Source organism: Allobosea sp. LjRoot90, assembly GCF_964254315.1.
In the GTDB taxonomy this organism is placed as follows: domain Bacteria; phylum Pseudomonadota; class Alphaproteobacteria; order Rhizobiales; family Beijerinckiaceae; genus Allobosea.
In genome coordinates this window covers 341001-367351 of sequence record NZ_CAXUTF020000001.1, presented here as the reverse complement: position 1 = coordinate 367351, position 26351 = coordinate 341001, and the positions used below count along the sequence as shown (strand labels likewise).

Here is a 26351-nt window from a genome sequence, read left to right as displayed (position 1 = left end):
GTCAGGCCACTAATCTCTTGGGCTAGAGTCAACATCACGACGGGTTCGTGGCAGCCGAGAGGCAGCTCGATCACCCACCCTCCTAGCAGGGCTTCATGCCGGTTTCATGCCGGGTTGCCCGGCCTCGACGACGAAGCTCGCCCGGGTCGAGACCGCTGCGCCTGCCACCGTGACCTTGTCGAGAACGCGGTACTCCGCCTGCCAGCGTTCTTTCGACAGGCTGTGACGCATATAGCCGCGCTGGTTGTTGAAGAAGCCGATATGCGGGTTCTTCTTCAGCCCCGCCTGCCCGGCCTTGGTCATGTCGGCGCCATCGCCTCCGGAGGTGATCGAGGTCGCGACGAACTCGACGCCGAGCGTCTTCGATTTGGGATCGTTGAAATCGGCCTTGAGCTCGCCAGCCCAGTTCTGGTGAATGTCGCCGGTCAGGACCACGGCATTGCCGATCCTGGCGCTCTCCAGCGTGTCGAACAGCCGCTTGCGGGCCGCGACCGCGCCGTCCCACTTGTCCATGCTGTAGCCGACCTTCTCCGGGTCCGGATCGCGGTCGTGGCGCATGAGCATCACCTGCTGCGCCAGCACGTTCCAGCTCGCCTTCGAGGCGCGCAGGCCTTCGCCGAGCCAGGCCTCCTGCCTCTCGCCGAGCATGGTGTTCTCAGGCTTCAGCGCATCGGCGCAGGCAGCGTGCGAGCCGTCGCCGCAGGGCTGGTCGCTGCGGAACTGGCGGGTGTCGAGCACGTCGATCTGGGCGAGATCGCCATAGTGGAAGCGGCGATAGGCCTGGATCGACGGCCCGTTCGGCAGTGAGGTCCGGCGCAGCGGCATATGCTCGTACCAGGCCTGGAAGCCGGCAGCGCGGCGCAGCGCGAAGATCTCCGGCGGAATGTTCTCCTCCGAGACCATGCCGGCGAAGTTGTTGTCGACCTCATGGTCGTCGAAGGAGACGATCCAGGGCGCCGAAGCGTGAGCGAGCTGGAGATCGGGATCCATCTTGTAGATGGCGTAGCGCTGACGGTAGTCGGCAAGCGAGTAGATCTCATCGGGCTCGCCGGGCATGACGCGAGCAACCGGCAGCGGCCGCTCATTCGGCCTGACCATTCGGTACTCGTAGATGTAGTCGCCATAGTGGAAGATGAAGTCGAAGCGCTCATCGGCGACATGGCGGAACGCGCTGAAGAAGCCGTCCTCGTAGCGCTGGCAGCCGAGCACGCCGAAATTCACCCGCTCGACGCTCGCCCCCGCGACCGGCAGTGTCCTGGCCCGGCCGATCATGGTGCGCTCGCCGCCGCAGCTGAAGCGGTAGAAATAGTCGCGGTTCGGCTCCAGCCCGGCGATCTCGACATGGACCGCATGCCCGAGCTCCGGCCGCGCCAGCGCCGTGCCCCGCTGTACGCTCCCGCGCATATTGGCTTCGGTCGCGATCTCATAGGCGACCTCGACCGCCTTCATCGGCATGCCGCCATTGCGGGCAAGCGGCAGCGGCGCGAGCTTGGTCCAGATCACGAAGCCGTCGGCGGACGGGTCGCCCGAGGCGATGCCGAGGCCGAACGGATAGGCGGCGAAGACCGGATTGGCCCAGACGCGCTGGTCGATGACGCCGCCGCCGGTCAGCAGCAGGCCGGAGGCGGCGAGCCCGGTCAGGAACCGCCGCCGCGACGGCGTGCCGGCCTCGGTCAGGAAGTCATCAACGGTGAACTGACCGAAGGCGTTGCGGCGGAACATGGTGGGGCTCCAGGCTCATTGCCTGGAACCATACCAAGTTTCGTCTGACGCGCACGTGACAGGAGACGGCGCCGGAGCGAGTTGATCCTGCGTGGAACCTCGCCGTCATTCCGGGGCTTCGCGCAGCGAAGAGCCCGGAACCCATAACCGCTGTGGCAGCAGGAAGAGGCTCCGAAAGGGCAGCGCCCGGTTCTGCGCCTTCAGCGGTTATGGGTTCCGGGCTCGATGCTCCGCATCGCCCCGGAATGACGTATGAGGTTCCAGATCGCGCCCTGCTATTGCAGCCGTTCCAGCGCCTCCGCGATCTTGAGCTTGCGAGCCTCGGCCGCCGCTTTGCGCTCGCGGTTCTCCTCGACGATCTCCTCCGGCGCGCGCGCCATGAAGTCGGGATTGCCGAGCTTGCGTTCGACCGCGACGATGTCCTGGTCGAGCTTGGCGAGCTCCTTGGTCAGGCGCGCCCGCTCGGCATCGAGATCGATGATGCCGGCGAGCGGCAGCGCCGCAACCTCGCCGCGCACGATCATCTGAGCCGACTGGCCAGGGGCCTGCTCGGCGAACTCGATCGCGGAGAGCCGCGCCAGCCGCTCGATCATCGGTGCCCAGGCCTCGACCGCCGCCTTCGTCGCCACACTCGCCTTGACCAGCACCAGCGGCACCTGCGTTCCGCCCGGCACATTGGTCTCCGAGCGGATCGAGCGGATGTCGGAGATGAGATCGACCACGAAGCCGATCTCGGCCTCCGCCGCCTCGTCGACGAGCGCGGCAAGCTCAGGCCAGCGCGTCAGGCAGACGAGACCCGCCTCCCCAGCCGGCACCGCGCGAGCCGCGCCGGCATTGGCCTTCTGCGCCCAGAGCTCCTCGGTCAGGAACGGCATGAACGGGTGCAGCAGCTGGCAGATCAGGTCGATGACATGCGCCACCGTCGCCTGCGTCTCCGCCCGCGCCGCGGTACCGGCCGCGTCGAGCTCCTCGGCCTGCAGCACCGGCTTCGACAGTTCGAGATACCAGTCGCAGAACTGGCCCCAGACGAAGCGATAGGCTCCGTCCGCCGCCTCGTTGAACTTGAAGCTCTCGATGCCGGCGGCGACCGTCTCGGCCGTGCGCGCCGCCTCGGAGAGAATCCAGCGGTTGAGCGGCAGCTTCACCGCGGCCGGGTCGAAGCCCTCGGCCCGCAGGCAGCCATTGATTTCGGCGAAGCGGGCCGCGTTCCAGATCTTGGTCGCGAAGTTGCGGTAGCCCTCGACGCGCGAAGTGGCGAGCTTGATGTCGCGCCCCTGCGCCGCCATCGCCGCGAAGGTAAAGCGCAGCGCATCCGCGCCATAGGTGTCGATGAGCACGAGCGGATCGATGACGTTGCCTTTCGACTTCGACATCTTCGCGCCCTTCTCATCGCGAACCATCGCGTGGAGATAGACGTCGCGGAACGGCACCTCGTCCATGAAGTTGAGGCCCATCATCATCATCCGGGCGACCCAGAAGAAGATGATGTCGAAGCCGGTGACCAGCGTCGCGGTCGGATAGTAGCGCTTGAGCTCGGCCGTCTCCTCGGGCCAGCCCAGCGTCGAGAATGGCCACAGGGCGGACGAGAACCAGGTGTCGAGCACGTCCTCGTCGCGCCAAATGGGTACTGTCTGCCCTTCTGGCGGATCATAGATTGATCCCGCGCTTGCCGGATCGTGATGAAACTCGTCAGCCTCATGTTCGGAGGCAGTAACAATTACATTCGCCCCCCTATAGTGTTCTCTGGCGAGAGCGATCGCTTCTGCTTCGCTTTCCGCCACAAAACAGTTTGGTTCACAGGCATTTGGAAATGTACCGTTCTGATCTGGCTGGAAGTCAGGCGGTCCGTACCAAGCCGGGATCTGATGCCCCCACCAGAGCTGGCGCGAGACGCACCAGGGCTCGATGTTCTCGAGCCAGTCATTATAGGTCTTGGTCCAGCTTTCCGGCGTGATCCTGGTCTTGCCGTCCTTGACCGCCGCGAGCGCGCGCTGCGCCAGTGGCTGGACGTCGACATACCATTGGTCGGTCAGCCAGGGCTCGATCACCACGTCCGAGCGGTCGCCATGCGGCACGGTGTGGGTGTTCGGCTCGACCTTGCGCAGCAGGCCGCGCGCCGCCATCAGCCCGACCACAGCCCTGCGTGCAGCGAAGCGGTCGAAACCGTGCAATGCGAGAAGCTCTGTTTCAGGTGTAGTTCTGCTCAGAAATTCAGAATTATCTTGAATCAACATGCGGGCTTCACGGTCCAACACGTTGACAACTCTGAGCGAATGCCTTTTCCCGACTTCGAAGTCGTTGAAGTCGTGCGCCGGGGTGATCTTGACCGCGCCGGTGCCCTTCTCCGGGTCGGCATAGTCGTCGCCGAAGATCGGGATGATGCGGCCGACAAGCGGCAGAACGGCGCTCTTGCCGATCAGCCCCTTGAGCTTGTCGTTCTCGGGATGCACCGCGACGCCGGTGTCGCCCAGCATCGTCTCCGGCCGGGTCGTCGCGACGGAAATGTAGGTCGCAGGATCCTCCGGATCGTAGGCAGCGCCCTCGATCGGATAGTCGAAATAATAGAGATGGCCGTTCGGGTCCTTGGCCAGCGCCTTCTCCAGCTTGCCGGCGTCGAACGCCTCCTCGCCGTCGCGCTGCCACTTGAACGAGCCGGTCTTCTCGAGCTGGAGCACCTCGATGTCGGAGATCGCGGTCTGGAACTTCGGATCCCAGTTCACCAGCCGCTTGGCGCGGTAGATCAGCCCCTGCCGGTGCAGGCCGACGAAGACCTTGAGCACGGCGGCGCTCAGGCCCTCGTCCATGGTGAAGCGCTCGCGCGACCAGTCGCAGGAGGCACCGAGGCGCTTGAGCTGGTTGACGATCGTCCCGCCGGATTCTTCCTTCCACTTCCAGACCTCGGCCAGGAAGGCCTCGCGGCCCATCGTCCGGCGATCGGTCTTGTTCTCGGCAGCGAGCTTGCGCTCGACCACCATCTGCGTCGCGATGCCGGCATGGTCGGTGCCGGGCTGCCAGAGCACGTCCTTGCCGCGCAGGCGCTCGAAGCGGCAGAGCAGGTCCTGCAGCGTATTGTTGAGCGCATGGCCCATATGCAGCGAGCCGGTGACGTTCGGCGGCGGGATCACGATGCAATAGGGCTCGGCCCCGGGCGCCGCTCCGCGGCCGGCCTTGAAGGCATCCGCCTCCTCCCAGGCCTTGTTGATGCGCGCCTCGACGGAGGCCGGCTCGAATGTCTTGTCCATCATCGCTCTGCTCGAACGCCAAACGGCCGGGGAGCCTGCCCCGGCCGCGAAAAACGAAAGCCAAAAGGTCTGCGGTCTTAAGAGCGCATGGGACGCCCTCGCGTCAACGCTTTCGACGCGGGGGCGCCTAGACTGTCGAGAGTGCTTGAAAGTTCGTCGGCGCGTACCGGATGCCGCGACTGTCGCGGACCCGGGCGGACGGACCGGCGTCCGTGAGCACTGGAAGCGCAGGTAGCCGTGTCAGCCGGCCGCGCCAGTAGAATTCACAAGCGCTCTCAGGCGGCGCTGGATTCGAGGAACCACAGCGCCTTGTCCAGCGCCCGCGAATAGGCGGTGAAGATGTCGGCCGTGTCGGCATCGCCCGCCTCGTCGGCGGACTCGATGGCGGCCCGGACCGACTTTGCAGTCTCGGCATAGCGCTCGATCAGCTCGGCGAGATGGTCCTTCACCGCAATGATGTCGGTCGGATAGGATTTGATCTTGCTCGCGCCGGCGACGATCTGCGTCGTCCCCAGCGCAATGCCACCGAGCTGTACTGCCCGCTCCGCCACCGTGTCGACATGGATGTCGAGCTGGCTACGGAAGCCATCGAGCATCTCGTGGATGCCGATGAAGCCGGGCCCTTTGAGATTCCAGTGCGCCTGCTTGGTGATGAGCGCGAGATCGATGCCGTCGGCAAGCCGGGCGTTGAGCAATTCGATCATTGCCGTCTTGGTGTTGGATTTCAGGTCGTTGCGGGACTTGAGCTTGGCCATGGGGAACCTCGCGCCTCGTGGAAGGCGACCATATCAACAAAGTGGGCAATTCGACGACCACGGGAGACGGAACCTCGGTCACGCTTCGGCGGTTGGGTGGAGATCACAAAGGAGCCGACCGATGACCCACAAGACCGACCAGGACAGAACCTGGGAGCTGATCGAGGAGATCGGGCTGTGCATGCTCGTCAGCCATGACGGCAATGAAGACCAGTTGCGCGCCCGCCCGATGAGCGCCCACCCTCGCCGCGACGAGGATGCGATCTATTTCCTGACCGATCTGCGCAATCACAAGGACGACGAGATCGAGATCAACGAGAACGTCTGCCTCTGCTTCGGCGACAACGGCTCGTACAGATATGTCTCGGTCACCGGCACGGCCAATCTGCTCGACGATCGTGGCCGCGTTGCCGAGCTCTGGTCGACGGCGGCACGCGCCTTCTGGGGCAGCAAGGACGATCCGAATATCCGCGTCCTGAAGGTACGCCCGACACTGGCGGAATTCTGGGACAGCCCCGGCAAGATCGTGACCTCGGTCAAGATGGTCGCCGCCGCCGTAACCGGCTCGCGGCCGGAGTTCGGCAGCAACCGCAAAGTCCTGCTCTGAAATCGGGAGTCAGACGATGAGAATTTTCGTCCACCTCGTCGGCGCCTGGGTCGCTTCGGAAGCCGCTTCCGGTCGCTATCCCCGGCCCTTGTCGCTCGGCATGCAGTTGCTGGTCTCGCGCCTCGGGCCGCAGACCGCGCTAATGGCGCTCGCCGGTTATGCGATCCAGAGCCTGAACGAAGGCGGCGCGTTCAGGCAACCCCAGACGCAAGCTCGGCGACGGCGCCGCTAGAGCTCGTTCCGATCAGCTTGATTTAACCTGACCGGATCCGGCTCCAGACCTCAGCGTCGCCCGCCGCGGGCGACGCGCTCGATCTCGGCCCGCACCAGCCGCTCGACCATCGTCGGCAGGTTGTCGTCGAGCCAGGTCTTGAGCATCGGCTTCAGCATGTCCTTGACCAGGTCTTCGAGCGTGCGCGCATTGTTGCTGAGCACGGTGTTGGCGAGCGCGCCAAAAGCGCTGTGCACGGCGGCGCCGGCCTGGTCGGAAATCAGCGCCGCCATGTCCATCGGCGCCGGTTGCGGCTGAACCGGAGGCGGCACGAAGGCCACGGGCTGCGGCGGCTCGGGCTCGGGCTCCGGTTGCATCGCAGCTTGCGGCTCGACGAAGTCGATATCATCAGCCGGAGGCTCGGCCAACGCGACCGGCTGTTCCTCAATGCGTTCGGCCTCGGCACCGAGATCGAGCACATCGTCTTCGATCGGTTCGGGCTCGGGTTCCGGTTCGGGCTGCGGAGCAAGCGCGACCGGTTCCGGCGCGGGTTCCGGTTCCGGAGCAGCAGGCTTCTCGTCATCGGCGATGATCCGCCGGATGGAGGCGAGAATCTCCTCCATCGAGGGTTCGCTGGCCTTGGGCTGCGCGCTCATGCTGATTCCGGTCACTCGACTCAAGGGACGCCCATGGAATCAGCGCGCCCCACTCATCAGTATTTCACCGAGAAACCAGCAGGCAAGGCGGCCTTGTGGCCGCCCACAGGAGAAATCCCAAGTGTTGCGCTGCTGCGTCGGCACGCGTTGGAGTCGGATCCGATCAGGTTGAACCAACCTGATCGGTGAATCCGTCTCTAAATTATTGAAAGAGACCGCGTGATCCGATCAGGCTGCGTAGCAACCCGATCGGCGCGCGTTAGCGCCCGTCCGGCGTCTGCGTGCCCCAGAGCAGGCCCTTGACCTGATCATAGTGCTTGCGGGAGTCGTAGCGCTCGGCCTTGAGCTTCAGCGTATCGGACGAAAGCCGCCCCGTCGCCGACAGCACGGCATAGGACGCGACGACGCGGTCGCGCTGCGCCGTCACCAGCGTCGAACGGGCGATCACCAGTTCCTGCTGGGCATTGAGGACGTCGAGGGTCGTGCGCTGGCCGACCTTAGCCTCTTCACGGACGCCTGCGAGCGCCGTCTCGGCGGCCTGGACCTGGGCCTGCGCCGCCGTGATCTGAGCCTTGGCAGCTTCGTGCCCGCCCCAGGCGGAAACGACCGCCGCGCGCACGGTGTCGCGCGAGGTATCGACCTCGATCCGGCGCTGACCCGCCGTCTCCTTGGCCTGCCGCGTGCGCGAGTAGACTTGCCCGCCCTCGTAGAGCGGGATCGTCAGGGTCGCGACCGCGCTGGCCGAGGTGCGGTTGTCGCCGAAGAACTGGTTGTCGTAGCGCTGCTGGACGGTGCCGCGCACACCGAGCACCGGATAGAGATCGGCCTCGGTGACCTTGACCTGCAGCTCCGCCGCATCGACGCCGTGCAGCGCCGCGATGATGGCCGGATGTGCTGTCAACGCGGCGTTGAGCGCTGCCGGCAGGGATCTCGGCAGCAGGTTCTCGACCGGCCGGCCGGGCGCGAGCTGCTTCGGCTCGGTGCCGATGTTCTGGCGGAAGCGGGCGATCGAGGTCTTCAGGTTGGATTCGGCCAGGATCGCCTGTGATTGGGCCTGCGAGAGGCGTGCCTCGGCCTGGGCGACGTCGGTGCGTGTCACCTCGCCGACTTGAAATCGATCCTTCGTCTGGCGCAGCTGCTCCTCCAGCACCTCGACGTTATTGCGGTTGAGGTTGAGGATCGCCGTGTCACGCAGCACGTTCATATAGGAGGTGGCGGCGTCGAGCAGGACGTTCTGCTCGGTGTTTTGCAGGGTCGCGCGGGCGCCGAGCACCTGCGATTCGGCCTGGCTGACGGAGCTGCGGGTCTTGCCGCCGTCGAAGATGTTCTGATCGACCTGGACGCCGCCGCCGCGCGGGTTGAGGCGCGAGGTGCTGCGGTTATGCGGGCTGCCGCCGCCCTGCGCATTGAACGGGGTGTCGCTGTCGGTGATGCTGGCGCCGATATCGGCAGAGGCCGTGACGCGCGGACGATAGCCGGACAGCGCCTGCGGTACGTTCTCATTGGTGGCGCGCACCGCGGCGCGCTGCGCATTCAGCGTCGGATTAGCGGAGTAGGCGCGCGCCAGCGCCGCGTCCATCGTCTGCGCCAGCGCCGGCGAGCCCGCCAGGGCTCCCAGCATGCCGGCGATCGCCAGACGGCTCGCGGTCTTCTTCAAAGTCGGTCGCGTTATGATCACTGGACGCCTCTTGTGCGGACTCTAGTCACGCCCAGGCATCGCCCCAGCCTCGGCACTCGGTCTAAAAGCATAAGCTTCGCAGCTCGCCTCGCCAATGTCGCGAGAGGAACTGGCTGTCTTTCATTTCTGCACTGCCGCAAAAATGCGACACTCCCGCCAGCGATTAGTACCGACGGACTACCCATTCTGGGGAAAACCGCCCCGGAGGGCGATCCGACTCACAGGGCGAACACCTTCGCCTTAAGAAATTCGCGCAGCGCCGGCGCAGCCGCATTGAAGACCGGCCTGCCGGAAAACGATTCGCCGGTCTTGCGATAGAGCACGACGCGCGCCGAACGGCCCAGCCCCTCGACCACGATCAGGCGTCCGCCCTGGCGGACATGGCGGAACAACGGCTCGGGTTGAATCTCGCAGGCGCCGCTGACCAGCACGGCATCGAACTGCCGGTGTTCCGGCAGGCTCGCGACCAGCTCGGCGGCCGGAACGCCCGGCTGGGCGAAGGCGGCACGCGCCAATGCCAATGCAGCCTCGTCCGGCTCGAGCAGCGTCGCTCTGGCACCCATCGCCGCCATCAGCGCCGCGCCATAGCCCGAACCACCACCGTATTCGAGGACTTCCTCGCCCGGCTGCAGATCCAGCATCTGGATCATGCGCGCGCTCACCATCGGCTCCGGCAGGGCCCGGCTCGTGCCCGGCAGCGGCTCCTGGCGGTCGAGATAAGCCAGCTGGGACAATTCGCCCGGCAGGAACGCCTCGCGCGGCACCGCGTCGGCCGCGGCGAGCACGGCGCGATCGGTCACGTCATAGGTGCGCAACTGGCAATCGACCATCACGCGCCGCAGTTCGGCGAAGCTGCTCATGCTCAAATCTCCAAAGGAAGACGCCCCGGCGGGCGCCTCGACCCCTGCCCGCGGGTTTTGGGCGAGGCGGCGGCAAAAGGCAAGGCCGGCAGGCGGTGCACGGCGACAGCGATGAGAGTCTCGGCCCCGCTCTCGCCACATCCATCGTCGACTTGTCGAGCCGGGCGCCGCACTCCTCGCGAAGGATATTTCCGCTGCGCGAGAACGATCCGGCAAGCTGCGCGTTTCAGCGGGGTCGCAACGGTCGAGGCGAAATGCGCTTTCCATCAGGAAGACAGGAGCTGAGGGCCGCCTTCAAGCGAATCGAGGCCGAGCTCCCGCCCCGATTCGCCAGGGCGATGCGCTGGCTCCAGCATCGCGATTCGCGTCTGATCCGGATCCCGGCTGGGCTCGCCCTCATCATCGGCGGCGTGTTCTCGTTCCTGCCGATCCTCGGTGTCTGGATGCTTCCGCTGGGCTTGATGCTGCTCGCCGCCGACGTGCCGCTGCTACAGCGGCCGATGGCGCGCTTCGCGACCTGGTGTCTCGGCTTGCTGGAACGCTTCAGGCGCCGTCGCTCGGACTGATTGATCGGCCAAGGCCCTTACGAGGACGTCGCCCCCGCGGGACTACCCGCCGAAAATCACCGAAACATCAATGCAGGAATAAGGTGGAGGCCTCGCCCGGAATCGAACCGGGGTGCAAGGATTTGCAGTCCTCTGCGTAACCACTCCGCCACGAGGCCATCCCGGAGCGCCGCCCGAAGCGTGCTCCTCGGCGGGCGTATAACCACATGCCGCAGCGCGCCGCAACCGAAACTCTCTCGGCAATGTGAATTGACGCTGGGGCAGACCGAGCGTCCACGATTTTCTCGGGCCCGATGCCAGCAAAGGGCTTGCACCGGGTGGGCACCGCCGCTATACGCCGCCCACCGATCCCGGATAGCTCAGCGGTAGAGCAATCGACTGTTAATCGATTGGTCGCAGGTTCGAATCCTGCTCCGGGAGCCAGCATTTTCGAGGGCTTGAGCGACAGACGCTTGGGCCCTTTTTGTTAGCCGCGGACGGATTGGTGCAGCAGGAGGCGCGACGGACGACGATGCGGCTCTTCGGGCTTGAGCTTTCCCTGCGCCGCTGGGCCGCCCTGATCGGCTGGGTTGCGGTCGCCGTCGTCATCGTCGCGACCCTGTCCCCGATCGGCGCCCGCCCGCATATCTCGCATCTGGGACCGCAGATTGAGCGTTTCGTCGCCTATCTGGTCGCCGCCGCGGCTCTCGCTACCGCCTATCCGGCGCGCAAGGGCGTGATTCTCCTGTGCATCATCACCGGTGCCGCCGGACTCGAACTCGCCCAGCATTTCGAGGCGAGCCGGCATGCCCGCGCGCTGGATGCGCTGGTCAAGATCATGGGCGGCCTGACCGGGCTTGGCGCCGTGGCGCTGTGCGAGCGGCTCTGGCCGAAGCGCACCGTCGCCCTTGTCAGGGCCCGCCGCCCGGACTGACCGGCCTGCCGGCCGATTCTCGCCCTACCTCCGCTAGGCCGCCGGCTGCACGCTGGCGAAGGCGTCCGCGATCCGCTGCGGCGCCAATGGTCGCGCATACATGCGTTCGAGATAACGCTGAAGGCGTGGGAAGCCGTCGAGCAGGCCTTGCTCGTTCGCCCAGTCCATCAGATAGGCGGTGACGCAATCGGCTGCCCCCATCCGGTCGCCGACGATGAAATCGCGCCCCTCCATATGGGCTTCCAGCACCGCAGCCATGCGCCTGAAATCGCCGCCGGCGAGCACGATGTCCTGCGGCAGCCGCTTCTCCTCGGGATAGAGGAAGCTGTGCTTGGTAATGCGCCAGAGCGGTTGCTCGAGCTCGGTCATCGCGAACAGGATCCAGCGATAGACCTGCGCCCGCTGATCTAGGTCGTCCGGCAACAGGCGCTTCTCCGGAAATTTCTCGGCGAGGTAGAGGATGATCGCCGCCGATTCCGGCAGGACATTGTCGCCGTCGACCAGCACCGGCAGCTTGCCGGCGGGATTGAGCTTCAGGAACTCCGGGGTCTGCGTCTCGCCGCCGAGAATATCGACTTCGATATAGTCGAACGGCACGCCGAGCTCCTTCAGGCCCCATAGGGCGCGCAGGGTCCGCGTCGGCCCGAATCCATAGAGCTTCATCATCGTCTCCTCCCATACATACCAATTGGTTTGTATTGATATCCCTCCGGCTGACAGCCTGTGTCAGCAATCATCGCCGCGACCTTCCACAGCGCCATGATCGCGCCACCATCGCGCCTAGCTTCACCTCCCCGAACGGCGCCGCGATCGACAGCGGCGCGCCCGTCCCTGGAGAACCGATGCGATGCTCACCCGTTCCGCATTCGTGGCGCCGCTGCTGCTGATTCTCGCCGCACCCGCCCTCGCCCAGACCGCAACGACGACGGCGGCTCCGGAGCCGGCGGCGGCGAGCAAGGCGCCAGATGCCTGCCGCCTGCTGCCGCAGGCCGATCTGGAGGCACTCTTCCCCGGCCGCCCGATCACGGCCAAGGGTCCGACGCTGAGCCCGATCAGCCGCGGCCCGCAATATGCCGAGAGCTGCATGTACTCGGTGAAGCTGCCGAGCCCGACCTCGAAGATGGACCATGCCCGCTTCGCCTCGGTCACGGTGATCCGCTGGGACGGCGTCGCCAAAGGCCGCGAGACCCCGACGCAGGCCTTCGCCTCGATCAAGGCGACGCGCGAGAAGGTCGCGAGCGATCCCAGGCTCACGCTCAAGCTGGAGTCGCTCTCCGGCATCGGCGACGAGGCCTTCCAGGAGACCAATTCGTCGAGCGTAGTTGTCCGCGCCCGCAAGGACGACCTGATCTATTCCGTCTCGGTCGACCTCTATTCCGAGCAGACGCCGCCGAACGCGCTCGCTCTCGCGAAGCAGGCGGCGGCACGCTGGCAGGGTGGCACCGGCATGGTCGATGCGTCGCCCAAAGTCGCGGCGAATAGCGCCGTGACGGTGCCGGCGGATACCCGCACCTCCTCCGTCGCGCCGGCCGAGCAATGGCCCGACGCCTGCACCCTGCTGACGCCGGCCGAGGTCAAGGCTGCCTTCCCTGACATGACCGTTAGCGAGCCGCGCAAGCTGATGGGCAAGATCACCCATGAAAGCCGCGAGAACCGGGTCGAGGCGCTGCCGAACCCGATCGGCTGCCAGTTCGACGCCAAGCGCACCGTCGAGAAGGACGGCAAGCGCACGGTCGAGCTCAACCAGATCCAGGTCAGCGTCCGCAACGTCGCCGCCAGCGAAGAGCTGTCGAAGCGCTGGTTCCAGAGCGCGATCAAGGTCTCGGAGGCCAAGACCCCGGTTTCGGGCCTCGGCGACGAGGCCGCGCTCGACATCATGAACCGCATCCATATCCGTAAGGGCCTCACCACGGTCGACGTCCGCGTCTCCGGCGGCGAGCGCGACCAGGCGCTGCACGATCAGGCGAAGGCGCGCGTCGGCGAGCTGGCGAAGCTCGTGGCGGGGCGATTGAAATAACGCGTCGGCGCGATTGCCGCATGCGGCCGCCGCGTGTTCCGGCGCGGCGGCGCTGCTGCTAGGGAGGGGCCGATCAGCAGAAGGCACCGACCTCATGACCGCCCGTTTCACCGAAACCCTCCGCCTCGCCAGCCAGCCGGCCTGGTCGCAATCCGTCGGCCACCGCTTCGTCACTGAGCTGCTCGAGGGGACGGTCTCCGACGTGGTCATGGCCCGCTATCTGGTCCAGGACCACCGCTTCCTCGACAGCTTCCTGACCCTGCTGGGTGCGGCACTCGCCGGCGCCGACAGCTTCGAGGCCCGGCTGCGCTTCGGCCGCTTCATCGGCATGGTCTGCGGCGAGGAGAACACCTATTTCCTGCGCGCCTTCACAGCGCTCGGCGTCAGCGAGCGCGAGCGCGCCGAGCAGCCCGACACGAAAGCCACCGCTGGCTTCAAGGCGATCATGCGCGAAGCCGCTGCGACGCGTTCCTACGCCGCCGCCCTCTCCGTCCTCGTCGTGGCCGAATGGCTCTATCTCGACTGGGCCCAGCAGGCGTCGCAGCCGCTGCCGGCGAACTTCGTCCATGCCGAATGGGTCACCCTGCACGACAACCCCGACTTCCGCGACTTCGTCGGTTTCCTGCGAGCGGAGCTCGATCGCGTCGGCCCGAACGAAGCGGAAACGAGCCGAGACTTCTTCCTGCGCACCGTCGCACTGGAGAAGGCCTTCTTCGACTCGGCCTATGACGGCGAGGCCTGACTGGCACCGTATGGCCTGAGACAGGCGTGACAGGCGCAAGCCTTTCTGCCACAAGGGCTTACGAGAGACGGGGGCGTTCGCCGCAAGGCGAGCTGAGAAGCACCCTTCGAACCTGAACCAGATCATGCTGGCGGAGGGAGTCGCTCGGGGCAGCCTCGTCAGCGCTTCTCCCCGTGCCCGCCTTCCACCGGAAAGGCGAGCCTTGACGACGCATGGCGCGACAGAGCGGAGCTCGGCTTCCGCGAGGCCGGTGATGGCCGCGCTCGCCCCGGCGCTTCGCACCATTCTCGTCCTGCTCCTGGCCTGGCAGGGCGCGGTCTGGCTGTTCCAGCCGCCGCGCTACATCCTGCCCTCGCCGCTCGAGGTCGCCGCAGCCTTCCAGCGCCAGCCCGGCTTCCTCCTCGGCCACAGCCTGACCACCATGGCCGAGATCGCGCTCGGCTTCGTACTCGGCTCGCTGTTCGGCGCGCTGACAGCGGTCGCGATCGTGGCGCTGCCGCGGCTCGGGCGCCTGCTTTGGCCGGTCCTGCTCGTCCTCCAATCCTTCCCCGTCTTCGTGATCGCACCGCTGCTGGTCGTCTGGTTCGGCTTCGGCATGGGCTCGAAGGTGATCATGGCGACGATCATCATCTTCTTCCCGGTCGCCTCCGCCTTCGCCGACGGCCTGCGCCGGACCGACCCCGAGCTCATCGACGCCACCGCGCTGACGACGGCGACGCATTGGCAGACGCTCCGCCATGTCCGCCTGCCTTTGGCCATGCCGAGCCTGCTCTCGGGCCTGCGGGTCGCAGCTCCGCTCGCGCCGCTCGGCGCCGTGATCGGCGAATGGGTCGGCTCCTCGGCCGGGCTCGGCTTCGTCATGGTCCAGGCCAATGCCCGCATGCAGACCGACACGGTCTTCGCCGCGATGACCGTACTCGCCGTGCTCAGCCTCGTCCTGCGCCATCTCGTCGATGCGCTCGGCCCGCGCCTCATTCCCTGGACGAGCGAGCCGTGACGCCGCTCCGTCCCGAACCGATCAAGCAGAAGGATTTCGCCGCATGACCCTCCGCGCCCTGACCAGACGCGCCCTGCTCGCCACCGGCCTCATCCTGGCTGCCGGCCTCGCCAGCCCGGCGCGCGCCGCCGACAAGCTCACGGTCATGCTCGAATGGTTCGTCAATCCCGACCATGCGCCACTGGTCGTCGCGCAGCAGCTCGGCCTGTTCAAGGAGGCCGGACTCGAGGTCACGATGGTGCCGCCCTCCGATCCTTCCGCCGTGCCGCGCCTCGTCGCCGCCGGCCAGGCCGATATCGGCATCCACTACCAGCCCAATCTCTATCTCGACCACGCCGCCGGCATCCCGATCGTCCGCTTCGGCACGCTGGTCGAGACCCCGCTCAACAGTGTCATCGTCAAGGCCGACGGGCCGATCAAGAGCCTCGCCGACCTCAAGGGCAAGACGGTCGGCTATGCCGTCTCGGGCACGGAGACCACCCTGCTCGGCCAGATGCTGGCCAAGGCGGGCCTCAAGCTCGACGACGTCAAGCTCGTCAACGTCAACTTCGCGCTCTCGGCCGCGCTGATCAGCGGCCGGGTCGACGCCACAATCGGCGGCTACCGCAATTTCGAGCTGACGCAGCTGAAGCTCGAGGGCCATCCCGGCACCGCCTTCTATCCCGAGGAGCATGGCGTGCCGGCCTATGACGAGCTGATCCTGATCACCCGCCGCGAGCTCCTCGGCGACACCCGCCTCGCCCGCTTCCTCGACGCGGTCGAGAAGGCGGCGCTCTATTTGACCAACCACCCGCAGGAGGCCTGGAAGCTCTTCATCGCCGCCCATCCCGATCTCGACGACGCCCTCAACCGCCAGGCCTGGACGGACACCCTGCCGCGCTTCGCCAAGCGCCCGGCTGCCCTCGACCAGCGCCGCTATGAGCGCTTCGGTGCCTTTCTTGTCGAACGCGGGCTGATCAAGAAGGCCCCGGCGATCGCCGAGATCGCAGGCGAGCTGAAATAAGCTGGCGGAATGCGGCGGCAGGCCCCCTGCCGTCGCGCCCACCCCGCGCCTACATCAGAGCGGCTCTGTGCGCGCCCCTCTGGGTCTGGCGCCGATCGCGATGCTATGAGCCGGCTTCGCGGCCATCCGGCGGGCCCTCGCCCGCCATTGCAGCTGCGCCCGGCGAAATCATCCGCATGAACGTCAGCAAGCCGATCGCCTCCACCCGCCGCGCCGACCTGCCGGTGCTGTTCGCGCTGAGCGCGACGCATCTGCTCAACGACATGATCCAGTCGCTGATCCCGGCGATCTACCCGATCATCAAGACGGCCTACGCGCTGGATTTCGGCCAGATCGGCCTGATCACGCTGACCTTCCAGATCACCGCCTCGCTGCTGCAGCCGGTCGTCGGCCACTACACCGACAAGAACCCGATGCCCTATTCGATGGTCGTCGGCATGGGCTGCACGCTGACCGGGCTGATCGGCCTCGCCTATGCCGGCAGCTATCCGCTGCTGCTGCTCGCGGCCGCCTGCGTCGGTCTCGGCTCCTCGATCTTCCATCCTGAGGCAACCCGCATGGCCCGCAACGCCTCGGGCGGCCAGCAAGGGCTGGCGCAGGGCATCTTCCAGGTCGGCGGCCAGAGCGGCGGCGCGCTCGGCCCGCTGCTCGCCGCCTTCATCATTGTGCCGCGCGGCCAGACCAGCGTCGCCTGGTTCTCGGCCGCGGCCCTGCTCGCCATGATCCTGATGGTCTGGACGGCTCGCCGCTATGCCAGCCTGAACCAGGCTGCAGCCGCTGCCCCGAAGCCCGTGAAGGTCGCGGCCGCTGCGCCCGAGGCGCCCGCGCATTCGAAGGGCCAGATCGCCTTCGCGATCACCATCCTCGTCATCCTGCTGTTCTCGAAGAACGCCTACTCGTCGAGCTTCAGCTCGTATTACACCTTCTATTTGATCGGGAAGTTCGGCGTCTCGGTGCAGGCTTCGCAGCTGATGCTGTTCCTGTTCCTCGCGGCCGCGGCAGTGGGGGCGCTCGCCGGCGGCATCATCGGCGACAGGGTCGGCCGCAACCGCATCCTCTGGTTCTCGATCCTCGGCGCCCTGCCCTTCTCGCTGCTGCTGCCCTTCGCCGACCTGTTCTGGACCGGCGTATTGACGGTGGTGATCAACCTGATCATGGCAAGTTCCTTCGCCGCGATCCTGATCTACGCGATGGAACTGATGCCAGGTCGGATCGGCCTGATCGGCGGGCTGTTCTACGGCTTGTCCTTCGGCCTCGGCGGGCTCGCGGCGGCGATCCTCGGCGAGGTCGCCGACTGGATCGGGATCGAGGCGGTCTACCGGATCTGCGCCTTCCTGCCGGCGATCGGCCTGCTCGCCTGGTTCCTGCCTAAGGTCGAGCACCGGCGGGGGTAGCAGCCGCTGCTGTCACCTGTCGGGCTGAAATTGGGAAGGGCAAGGCCACCAGCGCTTGTCCCGCCAGAGCCAAGCGCCTGCTCCCGACCCATCGCGGACATTCATAGCGGGCTCACGCCCTTAACAAGCCTGCTGGGCTTCATCGTGCGCTTCTTCTATGCTACCAAGTAATCAGGCGCGAATGCTTATAGGGCGCTGTTGGTACCGTTGGACGCCAAGCCTATTGCGCTCTAAGCGGGGCAGCTTAAGTCGACATGAAAAATACACCGAAAGAACAACGTGGCAACCGGCGCGTCTAGAGTGTGCGCGGCCGACACTATACCACTAAATTTCATATCAAAATTGAGGAAATGAATGATGGTCTGCCAATAGCAACGTCAAACCTAACAGGAGATGTTCATGAGCAGCGACGAATCTGTTGTTAAACGCTCACCTGGCGCACCTAAATCAAAGGGCGTTAAACGCCGTGACGTACTGCTGTGTGGCACGTCGGCCGTGGCAGCAGCGGCTCTAGCGGCGACTTCTGGCGGAAGCTCTGCCGTAGCGCAGCAGCGCCCCGCGGCATCGCCGACCTCGCCAACTCCATCTTCAACAGACGCTCAGCGCATGGGCGAGATCCTGCCCTTCCCCCAGCCGCCCAGGCCGATCATCACCGAGCCAGACTGGCGCAAGGTGCCGCAGCCGAAACCGATACAGGTCAGGCCACCGCGGGGGTGCCCCCAACATCCTTCTCATTCTTCAGGACCAAACCTCCTATGCCGATCCGTCCACCATGGGCGGGCCGGTCAATTTTCCGACGATGGACCGCTTGGCGAAGGAAGGGCTCACCTACACCAATTTCCACGTCAACAGCCTGTGCTCACCGAGCCGCACCGCATTGCTGACCGGCCGTAACCAACACCAGAACAGCCAAGCCGCGGTGGTCGATGGCGCGACCTCCTATCCCGGCGATACGGGCATGCGTCCGAAGAGCGTCGCCCCGATCGCCGAAATCTTGCGCCAATGGGGATACTGTACCTCCATGTTCGGCAAGAGCCACGAAACGCCTCCTTGGGAAACCAGCGTGAGCGGCCCATTCGACCGTTGGCCGGCGCGCCAGGGTTTCGAGAAATTCTACGGCTTCCTTGGTGGCGAGAAGTCCCTGTTCCGACCGTATTTGGTTGACGGGACCACCGAACTCGGGGTGCCACGCGATCCAAATTATCATTTCAATGTCGATATCACGAACAAGGCCATTGGCTGGGTGCGCGCGACCCGCTCGCTGACGCCAGACCGCCCGTTCTTCATGTACTATGCGACGGGCGGCGCGCATCCGCCACATACGCCGCCTAAGGAATGGCTCGACGTCTACAAGGGCAAGTTCGACCAGGGCTGGGACAAACTGCGAGAGGAAATCCTGGCGCGTCAAATCAAGATGGGTCTGATGCCGCCCGGCACCAAGCTTGCCGCCAATCCGCCAGAAATCGTCAAATGGGAGTCGCTCTCGACCGACGCCAAGAAGGTCCTCGCGCGACAGATGGAGGTCTATGCCGGATATGCCGAGCATACCGACAGGGAGATCGGCCGCTTGATCCAGGCCATCGAAGATCTGGGCGAACTCGACAACACCATCGTCATCTACATTGCAGGCGATAACGGTGGGACCGCCATCGGCGGGCTGAATGGCACCTTCAACGAATGGTCCATCCTCAACGACGCGCCGGAAACCATCGAGTATCTCAAAACACGTATGGACGAATACGGTGGGCCGACTTCCTACCCAAACTATTCGGTGGCCTGGGCCATGGCGGGAGCCACGCCGGCGACCTGGTGCATCAACGCCTGCCAGGGCGGGGGGCAGAACCAGGGCATGGTCATCCGTTGGCCTAAGGGGATCAAGGCCAAGGGCGAGATACGGCGTCAATATACCCATCTGATCGATGTCGGTCCGACGCTTCTCGAAGCCATCGGCATTCCCGAACCGAAGATGGTCAACGGAGTCGAGCAGATTCCGATGGCCGGCACCAGCATGACCTACACGTTCGACAGTGTAAATGCGCCGGATCGTCATACGGTCCAGTACAACGAGTGCAGCGGCAATCGCAGTATCTACAAGGATGGCTGGATGGCCTGCGTCATGCACCGCGCTCCCTGGGAAAGCTCACCAAGGGTAGACGATTACGCCAAGGACAAGTGGGAACTCTACCACGTGGCCGAGGATTTCGGTCAGGCGACAGATCTGGCTGCTGGCAATCCCGCGAAGCTCAAGGAGCTTCAGGAACTCTTCCACCAGGAGGCGATCAAGTTCGGCGTCTATCCGATGGACGATCGCTCTTTCGCGCGGTTGAACGCGACCAATGCCGGCAGGCCCGACATCATGGCGGGGCGAACTGAGGTAACTTACTACGCCGGGATGGTCGGGATGGCTGAGAATGTCTTCATCGACACTCTCAGCCGCTCGTACATCGTTACCGCCGATCTTGTCATTCCGAAGGGCGGTGCAAATGGCGTTGTCATCTCTCAGGGGGGCCTCTTTGGCGGCTGGAGCCTCTATGTCAAAGATCGCAAGCCAAAGCTCGCCTATAATTGGCTCACGCGCGAGAAGTACCATGTCGAGAGCACAGAGCCCTTGCCTGAAGGCAGAGTCACGCTCGTCTACGACTTCACCTATGACGGTGGCGGGCTGCACAAAGGAGGCACAGGCACGCTTTTTATCAATGGCAGGAAGGTCGGCGAAGGACGTATTGCCAAGACCCAAGGAGCCGTCTGGTCCTTGGCTGGCGAAACGGCCGATATCGGCATGGACGCCTATTCGCCCGTCACGGACGACTATGACCCCTGGGAGAATGCCTTCACCGGTACGATCAACTCGGTGAAGGTCGCGCACAAGGTCTAAGAGCGCGCGCGCTCCTCCCTGCGCTCTGCGGGGAGGGGCGTGCGAGACGTCCGCTTCCCACCCGTCTCAGGCATTGTCGGTCGAATTTGGCGAGTCGGGAGCTTGGTTAAAGCTGCCTCTGGTAACGACCGGTTCGGGCAAAACAGCATATCCAAGCGGTTGGATTTGTAATGCCCCCAGCACGGCGGATGACCACCATGCCAGTTCCACCATTCGGACAACGGCAAGCCTGGGCGGAAAGTTACCGCGGCTTGCCGGGCCAGCCGGGCGGGGCTGATGCCTTCTACGATGCAGGCTGCGCCTCTGGCATCTTCCACGTGCCGTTCAGGAACACGGCGCGAGGCCGGTAGAGCCGGAATGTGTAATTCCAGCCTTGCGTAATCGGCAGGCAGTTCGCGATCTTGCCATCGCAGCCGCCGAACTGGATGTCGATCGCGCCATCGGCGCTCTTCTTGCCGGTGATGCTGTTGACCGAATAGGCATCGTAATCGTTCTTCTGGAAGAAGCCCTTGTCGTTGTAGACGCTGATCGACCAGAACGCGTCGACGGGGACATCCTTGACCCTGAGCTTGTAGACCGTCTTGCCGTCGTTCCTGGCCGGGGTGAATGAGGGGTAGGATGCGTCCTTGTCGGGGTTGCCGCCCCAGCCGGCTGCCGTGCCGAGCAGGTGCCTGACCGGATCGACCTTCCCCTTCGGGCCGAAAGCGTTGGTGAAGCTGCCCGATGATGCGGCGGACAACGCTTCGAGCGCATCACGGATCTTCTTCTGCTGAGCCAGGTCCCAGTTCGGAGCCTCGAACTTGCCGACCGACTTCTGCTCCACCTTCAGCGCATCTTGCAGGGCGTGAACCTGCGCGAGGTCCCTGGTGTCGTTGGGATCGACGAGGATACGGACCGCAATGAACACATAGCGGGTGCCGACCTTCTCCCTGGTAAGCGTGGTGCGGCCCGGCTTGTAGACCACCATCGGGGTGTAATGGTCTTCGCTGATGACCTGCATCGAGACGAAGCGCTTGCCGGCATCGGGAAGGGTGATGGTCACCGGGCCGGCGTCGAGGTCGAAGATCGCCTGGGAATAGAGCGTATCCCGGTTCATCCGGACGACGGGCTGGTTGTCGATCGGCGTCGGCGCCCTGCTATGGGCGAACTTGCCGAGACCACCAGCGTTGGCTGTCTTGCCCATATAGAAATCGGACTCGGCTCGCTTGAAGTTGTCGAGGTTGACTGCAACCGGCTGTGCAGACGCCACGCATGGCGCGAGAATCAGGAAACTCAGGCTGTAAACCGACGTCATTCGCATTGAACGGTACCTCATTGGTGTCCTTGGTCGATTTGCTCGTCGTTACCGCGCGGACAGCGCAGCAGCCTCGGCGGCGCATTCGGATGCCGGAAGCGTCCGCTTCGCCTTCGCGGCCTTTACTTCCGCCTGCGCGGCCTTGAGGTCGGCGAGGAAAGTCGGGTCGGTCTGCAGCCGCGCCACCGTCGCCGCGCCCATGATCCGCCCGGCATCGACATCGCTCTGCCAATGCGCGTCGCAGATCACGCGGCTCTGCCCGAATTCGAGGCCGCGCTTGAGCAGCGCATCGGCGCGCTCGGGATTGATCTGCGCGAAGACGAGAGCCCAGCCCCAGCCCGCGGCCGTGTGGCCGGACGGGTAGGAGCCGTCACCCCGCAGAATGGCCTCTTGATCCGCCCGGCAGGTCGCTTCGTTGTGGACCACGAAGGGGCGGAGCCGGTTGTACTTGGTCTTCACGCCATAGGTGGAGAGGCCGAAATCCGACAGCATCTTCTGCGTCATCGCATAGAGGCGCGGGGTCTGCTCGCTGTCGATCTTCAGACCCATCGCGCAGGAGAAGTTGTCGGCGGCCTGCGGAAAGGCGAGGTCGGCGTCGGTATAGGCGAGCTTCCAGCGCGCGGTGTCTCGCAGAGGAAGCGTCGCCTTGCGCGCTTCCTCGTCCCGGGCCAGCGCAGCAGAGCCCGTCTCGGGCGGCGGGCCGAGCAGCACCAGGCTGTCCGGCAGGTCGGACCGCTTCAGATAGCCCGGGGCGATCTTGAAATGCGGGTCCGTGACCTTGGGCTGGGCTTCGGCCGTTTGCGCCAAGGCCTGCCCGCAGAGCGCGAGCAGCGCAAGCGCGGAAACACCTGCGGTCCGAAGCGCATTCGCAGTCATCGACATTCCCATTCCTTTCGACATTGCCGAGCTCATCAAGGCCCCGGTCAGAACCGGTATGTTGCGGCGACGGCGGGCCCGTGCTGGGTCACTGCACCACGCGATCGTGGCCCGGTCGGCCGGCGACTATCGTTGCGAGCATTTCGTGCATGGGCAGCTCGCCCGTCTTGCCATTTCGCGCCAATCGGGACCGGCTATTCTTGACGCTCGCCGGTCGCGAACCCTCCGGGATTCGGCCTTGTGAAAAGCGCCAACGCGGTGATCGCGGCGAGGACCGATGGCTGATATCCCTTTGACGCGCGGCCAGTTCTTGCTGCCCTTCGTCAGCATCCTCGACGATATCGGCGCGCCGACGGAGACGCTTCTGGAGCGGTCCCGGCTACCATCGTCCCTGGCCGAAAAGAGCGAGCTCTATTTGCCGCTCCTGCCGGCGCTGCGCTTTGTCGAGACCGCCCAGAGAACCCAGGGCATCGAGGATTTCGGCTTTCTCGCCGCCCAACGCCTGCATTTCTCCCATATGAGGGAAGGGACGCGGGCCCTGATCGCGCATTCACCGACGCTGCTCGTCGCGCTCCGGCACGCCTGCCATTGGGCGTCGCGGGAAGACACCATTCTGAGCATGTGGATCGAACATGACGCGGATCATATGCGGGTCTGCAGCAGGCTTGCCGGGACAGGGCTGCTGCATCTGAAATACGCGCAGTGGATCCAGAATATTTTCTCGGTCTACATCGTCAGGCAATTCGCAGGGCCTGACTGGATGCCGACGGCAATCGCCTTTGAATCGTCTTATGCGCCAAGCCCGGCGACGCGATCCTGCTGGCCGAATGTGCGGTTTCTATCGGGCCAGCACGCCGCCTGGATCAGTCTCCCGATCGCGCTTCTCAGCCTCCCCAACCGTTCGACCGCCTCGTTTGCGCCAACGCGCGACAACGAGGACGGCCCTTCCGCCTACGACATCGTCGAACTGCTCAAGCTGATGCTGCCGGCCTATCTCGACGAGGGGACCACGGCGCTTGCCGACGTCGCCGAGATCGCAGGCGTCAGCACGCGGACGCTTCAGCGCAAGCTCGCTTTGATCGGCCTGTCCTATTCGGACCTACTCGACAGCGTCAGGTACGAGCATGCGAGCCGGCTTCTGCGCGACACCGATTGCAGGGTCATCGATGTCGCCTTTTCCTCCGGCTATACGGACCCGGCGCATTTCAGCCGCGCCTTCCGGCGGATGACGGGCGTCACGCCGCGCCAGTTTCGGGAGCAGTCGCGGCTCGGCTAGGCGGCACCACGTTCAAAAGGACGCGCCGGCAGGGGCAGGCGCGGTCCCCAATCATCTGATGCCGGACAATGGCGCAGCGCGGCTTCCCATCGCCGGCCGGCATGCTCTAACTGTGACATGCCGCATGAGCCCGCCACGCAGACCACGGCCGAGACCGCCGAAGCCGACCTCGCCGCCGAGGGCCTGAAGCCTGATGACGGGCGCTATTCAGCTTTTGCGCCGTTGCGCCAGCCGATCTTCCGCGCGGTCTGGATCGCAAGCCTTGCATCGAACTTCGGCGGCCTCGTCCAGATGGTCGGCGCCGCCTGGCTGATGACCTCGCTCTCCGATTCGCCGGACATGGTCGCGCTCGTCCAGGCCTCGACCGCGCTGCCGGTGATGATGTTCTCGCTCGCCGCCGGCGCGATCGCGGACAACTACGACCGCCGCCGCATCTTGCTGACCGCACAGTGCTTCATGCTCACCGTTTCGGTCATGCTGGCGGTCTTCGCCTGGTATGGGCTGCTCTCGCCCTGGCTGCTGCTCGTCTTCACCTTCCTGCTCGGTTGCGGCAACGCGCTCAACAACCCGGCCTGGCAGTCGTCGGTCGGCGACATGGTGCCGCGACCCGAAGTGCCGGCAGCAGTGACGTTGAACAGCGTCGCCTTCAACATCGCTCGCAGCGTCGGCCCGGCGATCGGTGGCGCCATCGTCGCCGCCTTCGGCGCGGTCGCGGCCTTCGTCGTCAATGCCTTCAGCTATATCGGCCTGCTCGTCGTGCTGGCCCGCTGGCAGCCGCCGCGCGTCGAGCGCCTGCTGCCGCGCGAGACGTTCTTGATCGCGATGAGCGCCGGTCTCCGCTATGTCGCGATGTCGCCCAATATCCGCGCCGTCATTCTGCGCGCCTTCCTCTTCGGCTTCGGCGGCGTCGTCGGTCTCGCTTTGATGCCGCTGGTCGCGCGCGATCTCGTGCGCGGCGGCCCGCTGACATACGGCATCCTGCTGGGCGCCTTCGGCGCCGGCGCGGTCGCCGGCGCCTTCGTCAGCGCCCGGCTGCGCCGCCGTTTCAGCACCGAGACCCTCGTGCGCCTGACCTTCCTGGCCTATGCGGCCGCGGCCCTGGTGGTGGGGTTGAGCCCGACCATGTGGCTCACCATGCCGGCGCTCGCCGTCGGCGGCGCCTGCTGGGTGCTGGCGCTCTCGACCTTCAATTCGACGGTGCAGCTGTCGGCGCCGCGCTGGGTGGTGGGGCGTGCGCTTGCGCTCTACCAGATGGCGGCCTTCGGCGGCATGGCCGCGGGCAGCTGGGCCTGGGGCTGGGTCACCCTTCATTCCGGCCCGACCGGTGGCCTGTGCGCGGCGGCGGTCGCACTCGTCTTCGGCGCGGCCGCCGGGCTGCGGTACCAACTGCCCCCGCTCGAGGCGCTCAATCTCGATCCGCTCGGCCGCTGGCGAAAGCCCGAAGTCGCGGTCGATATCGAGCCGCGTAGCGGCCCGGTCTTCGTCACCATCGAATGGCGGATCAGGCAGGAGGATGTGGTCGAGTTCTTGAAGGCGATGGAGGAGCGCCGGCGCATCCGCCGCCGTGACGGCGCCCGCCACTGGTCGCTGCTGCGCGACCTGACCGATGCCGAGCTCTGGATCGAGCGCTACGACAGCCCGACCTGGGTCGAATATGTCCGCCAGGCCCAGCGCGTCACCCAGGCTGACGCCGAAATCGGCGACCGGGTCAGGGACCTGCATATCGGGCCTGAGCCGCCGGTCGTGCACCGCATGGTCGAGCGTCAGACCGGCGCGCTGCCGCGCGAGCTGCTGCGCGCGACCCGGCAGGCGCAGGCGTCGCCCTGAGCGGCGGCGATCCCCGGCGAGGTCGCGAGTCTGATCGCTGCACGCGGGGCACCATGGCCCGTTCGGACGGCACCATCGCTTTTATCCAGAGATCGGGAACGGCATAGCCCTCGAGGATTTCGACCACTCGGGCTCAGGGATTGCAACAATTGCGCTGGGCGCCGCGGCCGATGACATCGTCATTGGCGCCGTCCCGGCTGTGTGTCGCCCGCGGGCGACTGTGACAGCACGCTTTCAGCAGCCGCCTGCAGAAACCGCTTCGACATCTGTCTGTCGTTGACGGCGCGCGCGAGGAGTACCGCTCCGACCATCGTCGAGAGTTTGGCCATGGCCTTGCCATTCGGCTCTTCGCCTTCTGCCTTGCCGACCCAGCTACCCATCATTTCCAGATATTCTTTGATCCCGGCTTCGAATGACGCCTTCACGTCCGGGCCTTGCCTGGCAGCATCCGAACCGAGCGCGACGACCGGGCAGCCATCCGTCTTCTCGGCGCAATGCCCCATGCTGAGATAGAAGTCGATCACGGCCGATAGCGGGTTCTGCGGATTGGTCTTGGCAGCAGCCGACCACCTGCCCGAGGCGCTCTCCAGAGCGCGCCGGGAGGCCTGCGCTGCCAGATCGTCCTTGGATTCAAACTGCTTATAGAAGGCGCCCTGCGTCAGCCCGGCACCCGCCATCAAATCCTTGAGGCCAATGCCGTCGAAGCCATGCTCCCGGAAAAGGCGGCTCGCCACATCGATCACCGTTTGCCGGTTTTCCTCTGCCTGTTGCCGACTGACGCGCATCGTGGGTCTCCGTAATTAGATTGCATTCATAATCTATAACATGTATAGAGGTCGA

22 protein-coding genes, 2 tRNA genes and 1 riboswitch are annotated in these 26351 nt (G+C 65.4%); of the genes, 13 read left to right on the top strand and 11 right to left on the bottom strand.

The features are described 5' to 3' along the window. Window positions 1–93: 93 nt before the first annotated feature. The 3 genes from ACSQ3M_RS01705 to dps all read right to left on the bottom strand — a co-directional run bounded on the left by ACSQ3M_RS01705 (window position 94) and on the right by dps (window position 5719). Complete coding sequence (locus ACSQ3M_RS01705; protein ID WP_436148351.1) at window positions 94–1722, bottom strand: alkaline phosphatase D family protein; 1629 nt, start codon at window positions 1720–1722, stop codon at window positions 94–96. A 275-nt stretch (window positions 1723–1997) separates the two neighbouring features. Then, window positions 1998–4967, bottom strand: coding sequence for a valine--tRNA ligase (locus ACSQ3M_RS01700; protein ID WP_436148350.1), 2970 nt, complete (start codon window positions 4965–4967; stop codon window positions 1998–2000). A gap of 272 nt (window positions 4968–5239) precedes the next feature. Next, window positions 5240–5719: a DNA starvation/stationary phase protection protein Dps gene (gene dps / locus ACSQ3M_RS01695; RefSeq protein ID WP_436148349.1), complete on the bottom strand. Its 480-nt coding sequence runs from the start codon at window positions 5717–5719 to the stop codon at window positions 5240–5242. 121 nt (window positions 5720–5840) lie between these two features. Here dps and ACSQ3M_RS01690 point away from each other — a divergent pair, with 121 nt between their 5' ends. Together ACSQ3M_RS01690 and ACSQ3M_RS01685 are read left to right on the top strand one after the other, a co-directional pair. After that, window positions 5841–6326, top strand: coding sequence for a pyridoxamine 5'-phosphate oxidase family protein (locus ACSQ3M_RS01690; protein WP_436148348.1), 486 nt, complete (start codon window positions 5841–5843; stop codon window positions 6324–6326). 16 nt (window positions 6327–6342) lie between these two features. After that, window positions 6343–6558 (top strand): hypothetical protein, encoded by a 216-nt coding sequence (locus ACSQ3M_RS01685; RefSeq protein ID WP_436148347.1) that lies wholly within the window; start codon window positions 6343–6345, stop codon window positions 6556–6558. Window positions 6559–6608: 50 nt separating this feature from the next. Here ACSQ3M_RS01685 and ACSQ3M_RS01680 read toward each other — a convergent pair whose 3' ends face one another. The 3 genes from ACSQ3M_RS01680 to ACSQ3M_RS01670 form a co-directional block, all read right to left on the bottom strand. Further along, window positions 6609–6830 (bottom strand): PopZ family protein, encoded by a 222-nt coding sequence (locus tag ACSQ3M_RS01680; RefSeq protein ID WP_436149275.1) that lies wholly within the window; start codon window positions 6828–6830, stop codon window positions 6609–6611. Between the two features lie 622 nt (window positions 6831–7452). Then, entirely contained in the window at window positions 7453–8871 is a 1419-nt protein-coding gene (locus ACSQ3M_RS01675; protein ID WP_436148346.1) for a TolC family outer membrane protein, read from the bottom strand. Window positions 8872–9089: 218 nt separating this feature from the next. Then, a complete protein-coding gene (locus tag ACSQ3M_RS01670) occupies window positions 9090–9731 on the bottom strand; it encodes a protein-L-isoaspartate O-methyltransferase family protein (RefSeq protein WP_436148345.1) in 642 nt (213 codons plus the stop codon). 95 nt (window positions 9732–9826) lie between these two features. Here ACSQ3M_RS01670 and ACSQ3M_RS01665 point away from each other — a divergent pair, with 95 nt between their 5' ends. Continuing rightward, window positions 9827–10297 carry a YgaP family membrane protein gene (locus ACSQ3M_RS01665; RefSeq protein WP_436148344.1) on the top strand — a complete coding sequence of 157 codons (471 nt, stop codon included), beginning with the start codon at window positions 9827–9829 and terminating at the stop codon, window positions 10295–10297. Between the two features lie 84 nt (window positions 10298–10381). Here ACSQ3M_RS01665 and ACSQ3M_RS01660 read toward each other — a convergent pair. After that, a tRNA-Cys gene (locus ACSQ3M_RS01660) sits at window positions 10382–10455 on the bottom strand. 190 nt (window positions 10456–10645) lie between these two features. On the opposite strand from ACSQ3M_RS01660, the gene ACSQ3M_RS01655 reads away from it, so the two are divergent. After that, a tRNA-Asn gene (locus ACSQ3M_RS01655) sits at window positions 10646–10720 on the top strand. Between the two features lie 61 nt (window positions 10721–10781). Continuing rightward, window positions 10782–11210, top strand: a complete 429-nt coding sequence (locus ACSQ3M_RS01650; protein ID WP_436148343.1) for a VanZ family protein — start codon at window positions 10782–10784, stop codon at window positions 11208–11210. A 33-nt stretch (window positions 11211–11243) separates the two neighbouring features. Here ACSQ3M_RS01650 and ACSQ3M_RS01645 read toward each other — a convergent pair whose 3' ends face one another. After that, the gene (locus tag ACSQ3M_RS01645; RefSeq protein WP_436148342.1) at window positions 11244–11873 is read right to left on the bottom strand and encodes a glutathione S-transferase family protein; all 630 of its coding nucleotides are present in this window, start codon (window positions 11871–11873) and stop codon (window positions 11244–11246) included. A 184-nt stretch (window positions 11874–12057) separates the two neighbouring features. Between ACSQ3M_RS01645 and ACSQ3M_RS01640 the strand changes: the two genes are divergently transcribed. The 6 genes from ACSQ3M_RS01640 (at window position 12058) to ACSQ3M_RS01615 (ending at window position 20238) form a co-directional block, all read left to right on the top strand. Then, complete coding sequence (locus ACSQ3M_RS01640) at window positions 12058–13227, top strand: hypothetical protein (protein ID WP_436148341.1); 1170 nt, start codon at window positions 12058–12060, stop codon at window positions 13225–13227. 94 nt (window positions 13228–13321) lie between these two features. Further along, on the top strand, window positions 13322–13969 hold the full coding sequence (locus ACSQ3M_RS01635; protein ID WP_436148340.1) for a TenA family protein: 648 nt from the start codon (window positions 13322–13324) through the stop codon (window positions 13967–13969). Between the two features lie 59 nt (window positions 13970–14028). Beyond that, window positions 14029–14125, top strand: a riboswitch (TPP riboswitch). Between the two features lie 97 nt (window positions 14126–14222). Further along, a complete protein-coding gene (locus ACSQ3M_RS01630; RefSeq protein ID WP_436148339.1) occupies window positions 14223–14966 on the top strand; it encodes an ABC transporter permease in 744 nt (247 codons plus the stop codon). 43 nt (window positions 14967–15009) lie between these two features. Continuing rightward, window positions 15010–15969, top strand: coding sequence for an ABC transporter substrate-binding protein (locus ACSQ3M_RS01625; RefSeq protein WP_436148338.1), 960 nt, complete (start codon window positions 15010–15012; stop codon window positions 15967–15969). A gap of 176 nt (window positions 15970–16145) precedes the next feature. Further along, window positions 16146–17363, top strand: a complete 1218-nt coding sequence (locus ACSQ3M_RS01620; RefSeq protein ID WP_436148337.1) for an MFS transporter — start codon at window positions 16146–16148, stop codon at window positions 17361–17363. A gap of 724 nt (window positions 17364–18087) precedes the next feature. After that, window positions 18088–20238, top strand: coding sequence for an arylsulfatase (locus ACSQ3M_RS01615; RefSeq protein ID WP_436149274.1), 2151 nt, complete (start codon window positions 18088–18090; stop codon window positions 20236–20238). A 283-nt stretch (window positions 20239–20521) separates the two neighbouring features. Here ACSQ3M_RS01615 and ACSQ3M_RS01610 read toward each other — a convergent pair whose 3' ends face one another. Together ACSQ3M_RS01610 and ACSQ3M_RS01605 are read right to left on the bottom strand one after the other, a co-directional pair. Continuing rightward, the gene (locus tag ACSQ3M_RS01610; RefSeq protein WP_436148336.1) at window positions 20522–21538 is read right to left on the bottom strand and encodes a DUF1254 domain-containing protein; all 1017 of its coding nucleotides are present in this window, start codon (window positions 21536–21538) and stop codon (window positions 20522–20524) included. A 42-nt stretch (window positions 21539–21580) separates the two neighbouring features. Continuing rightward, window positions 21581–22414, bottom strand: coding sequence for an acid phosphatase (locus tag ACSQ3M_RS01605; protein WP_436148335.1), 834 nt, complete (start codon window positions 22412–22414; stop codon window positions 21581–21583). Window positions 22415–22685: 271 nt separating this feature from the next. On the opposite strand from ACSQ3M_RS01605, the gene ACSQ3M_RS01600 reads away from it, so the two are divergent. Further along, window positions 22686–23684: a helix-turn-helix domain-containing protein gene (locus ACSQ3M_RS01600; RefSeq protein ID WP_436148334.1), complete on the top strand. Its 999-nt coding sequence runs from the start codon at window positions 22686–22688 to the stop codon at window positions 23682–23684. Between the two features lie 117 nt (window positions 23685–23801). Next, entirely contained in the window at window positions 23802–25511 is a 1710-nt protein-coding gene (locus ACSQ3M_RS01595; RefSeq protein WP_436148333.1) for an MFS transporter, read from the top strand. A 179-nt stretch (window positions 25512–25690) separates the two neighbouring features. Here ACSQ3M_RS01595 and ACSQ3M_RS01590 read toward each other — a convergent pair whose 3' ends face one another. Beyond that, window positions 25691–26296, bottom strand: coding sequence for a TetR/AcrR family transcriptional regulator (locus ACSQ3M_RS01590; protein ID WP_436148332.1), 606 nt, complete (start codon window positions 26294–26296; stop codon window positions 25691–25693). Window positions 26297–26351 lie beyond the last annotated feature (55 nt).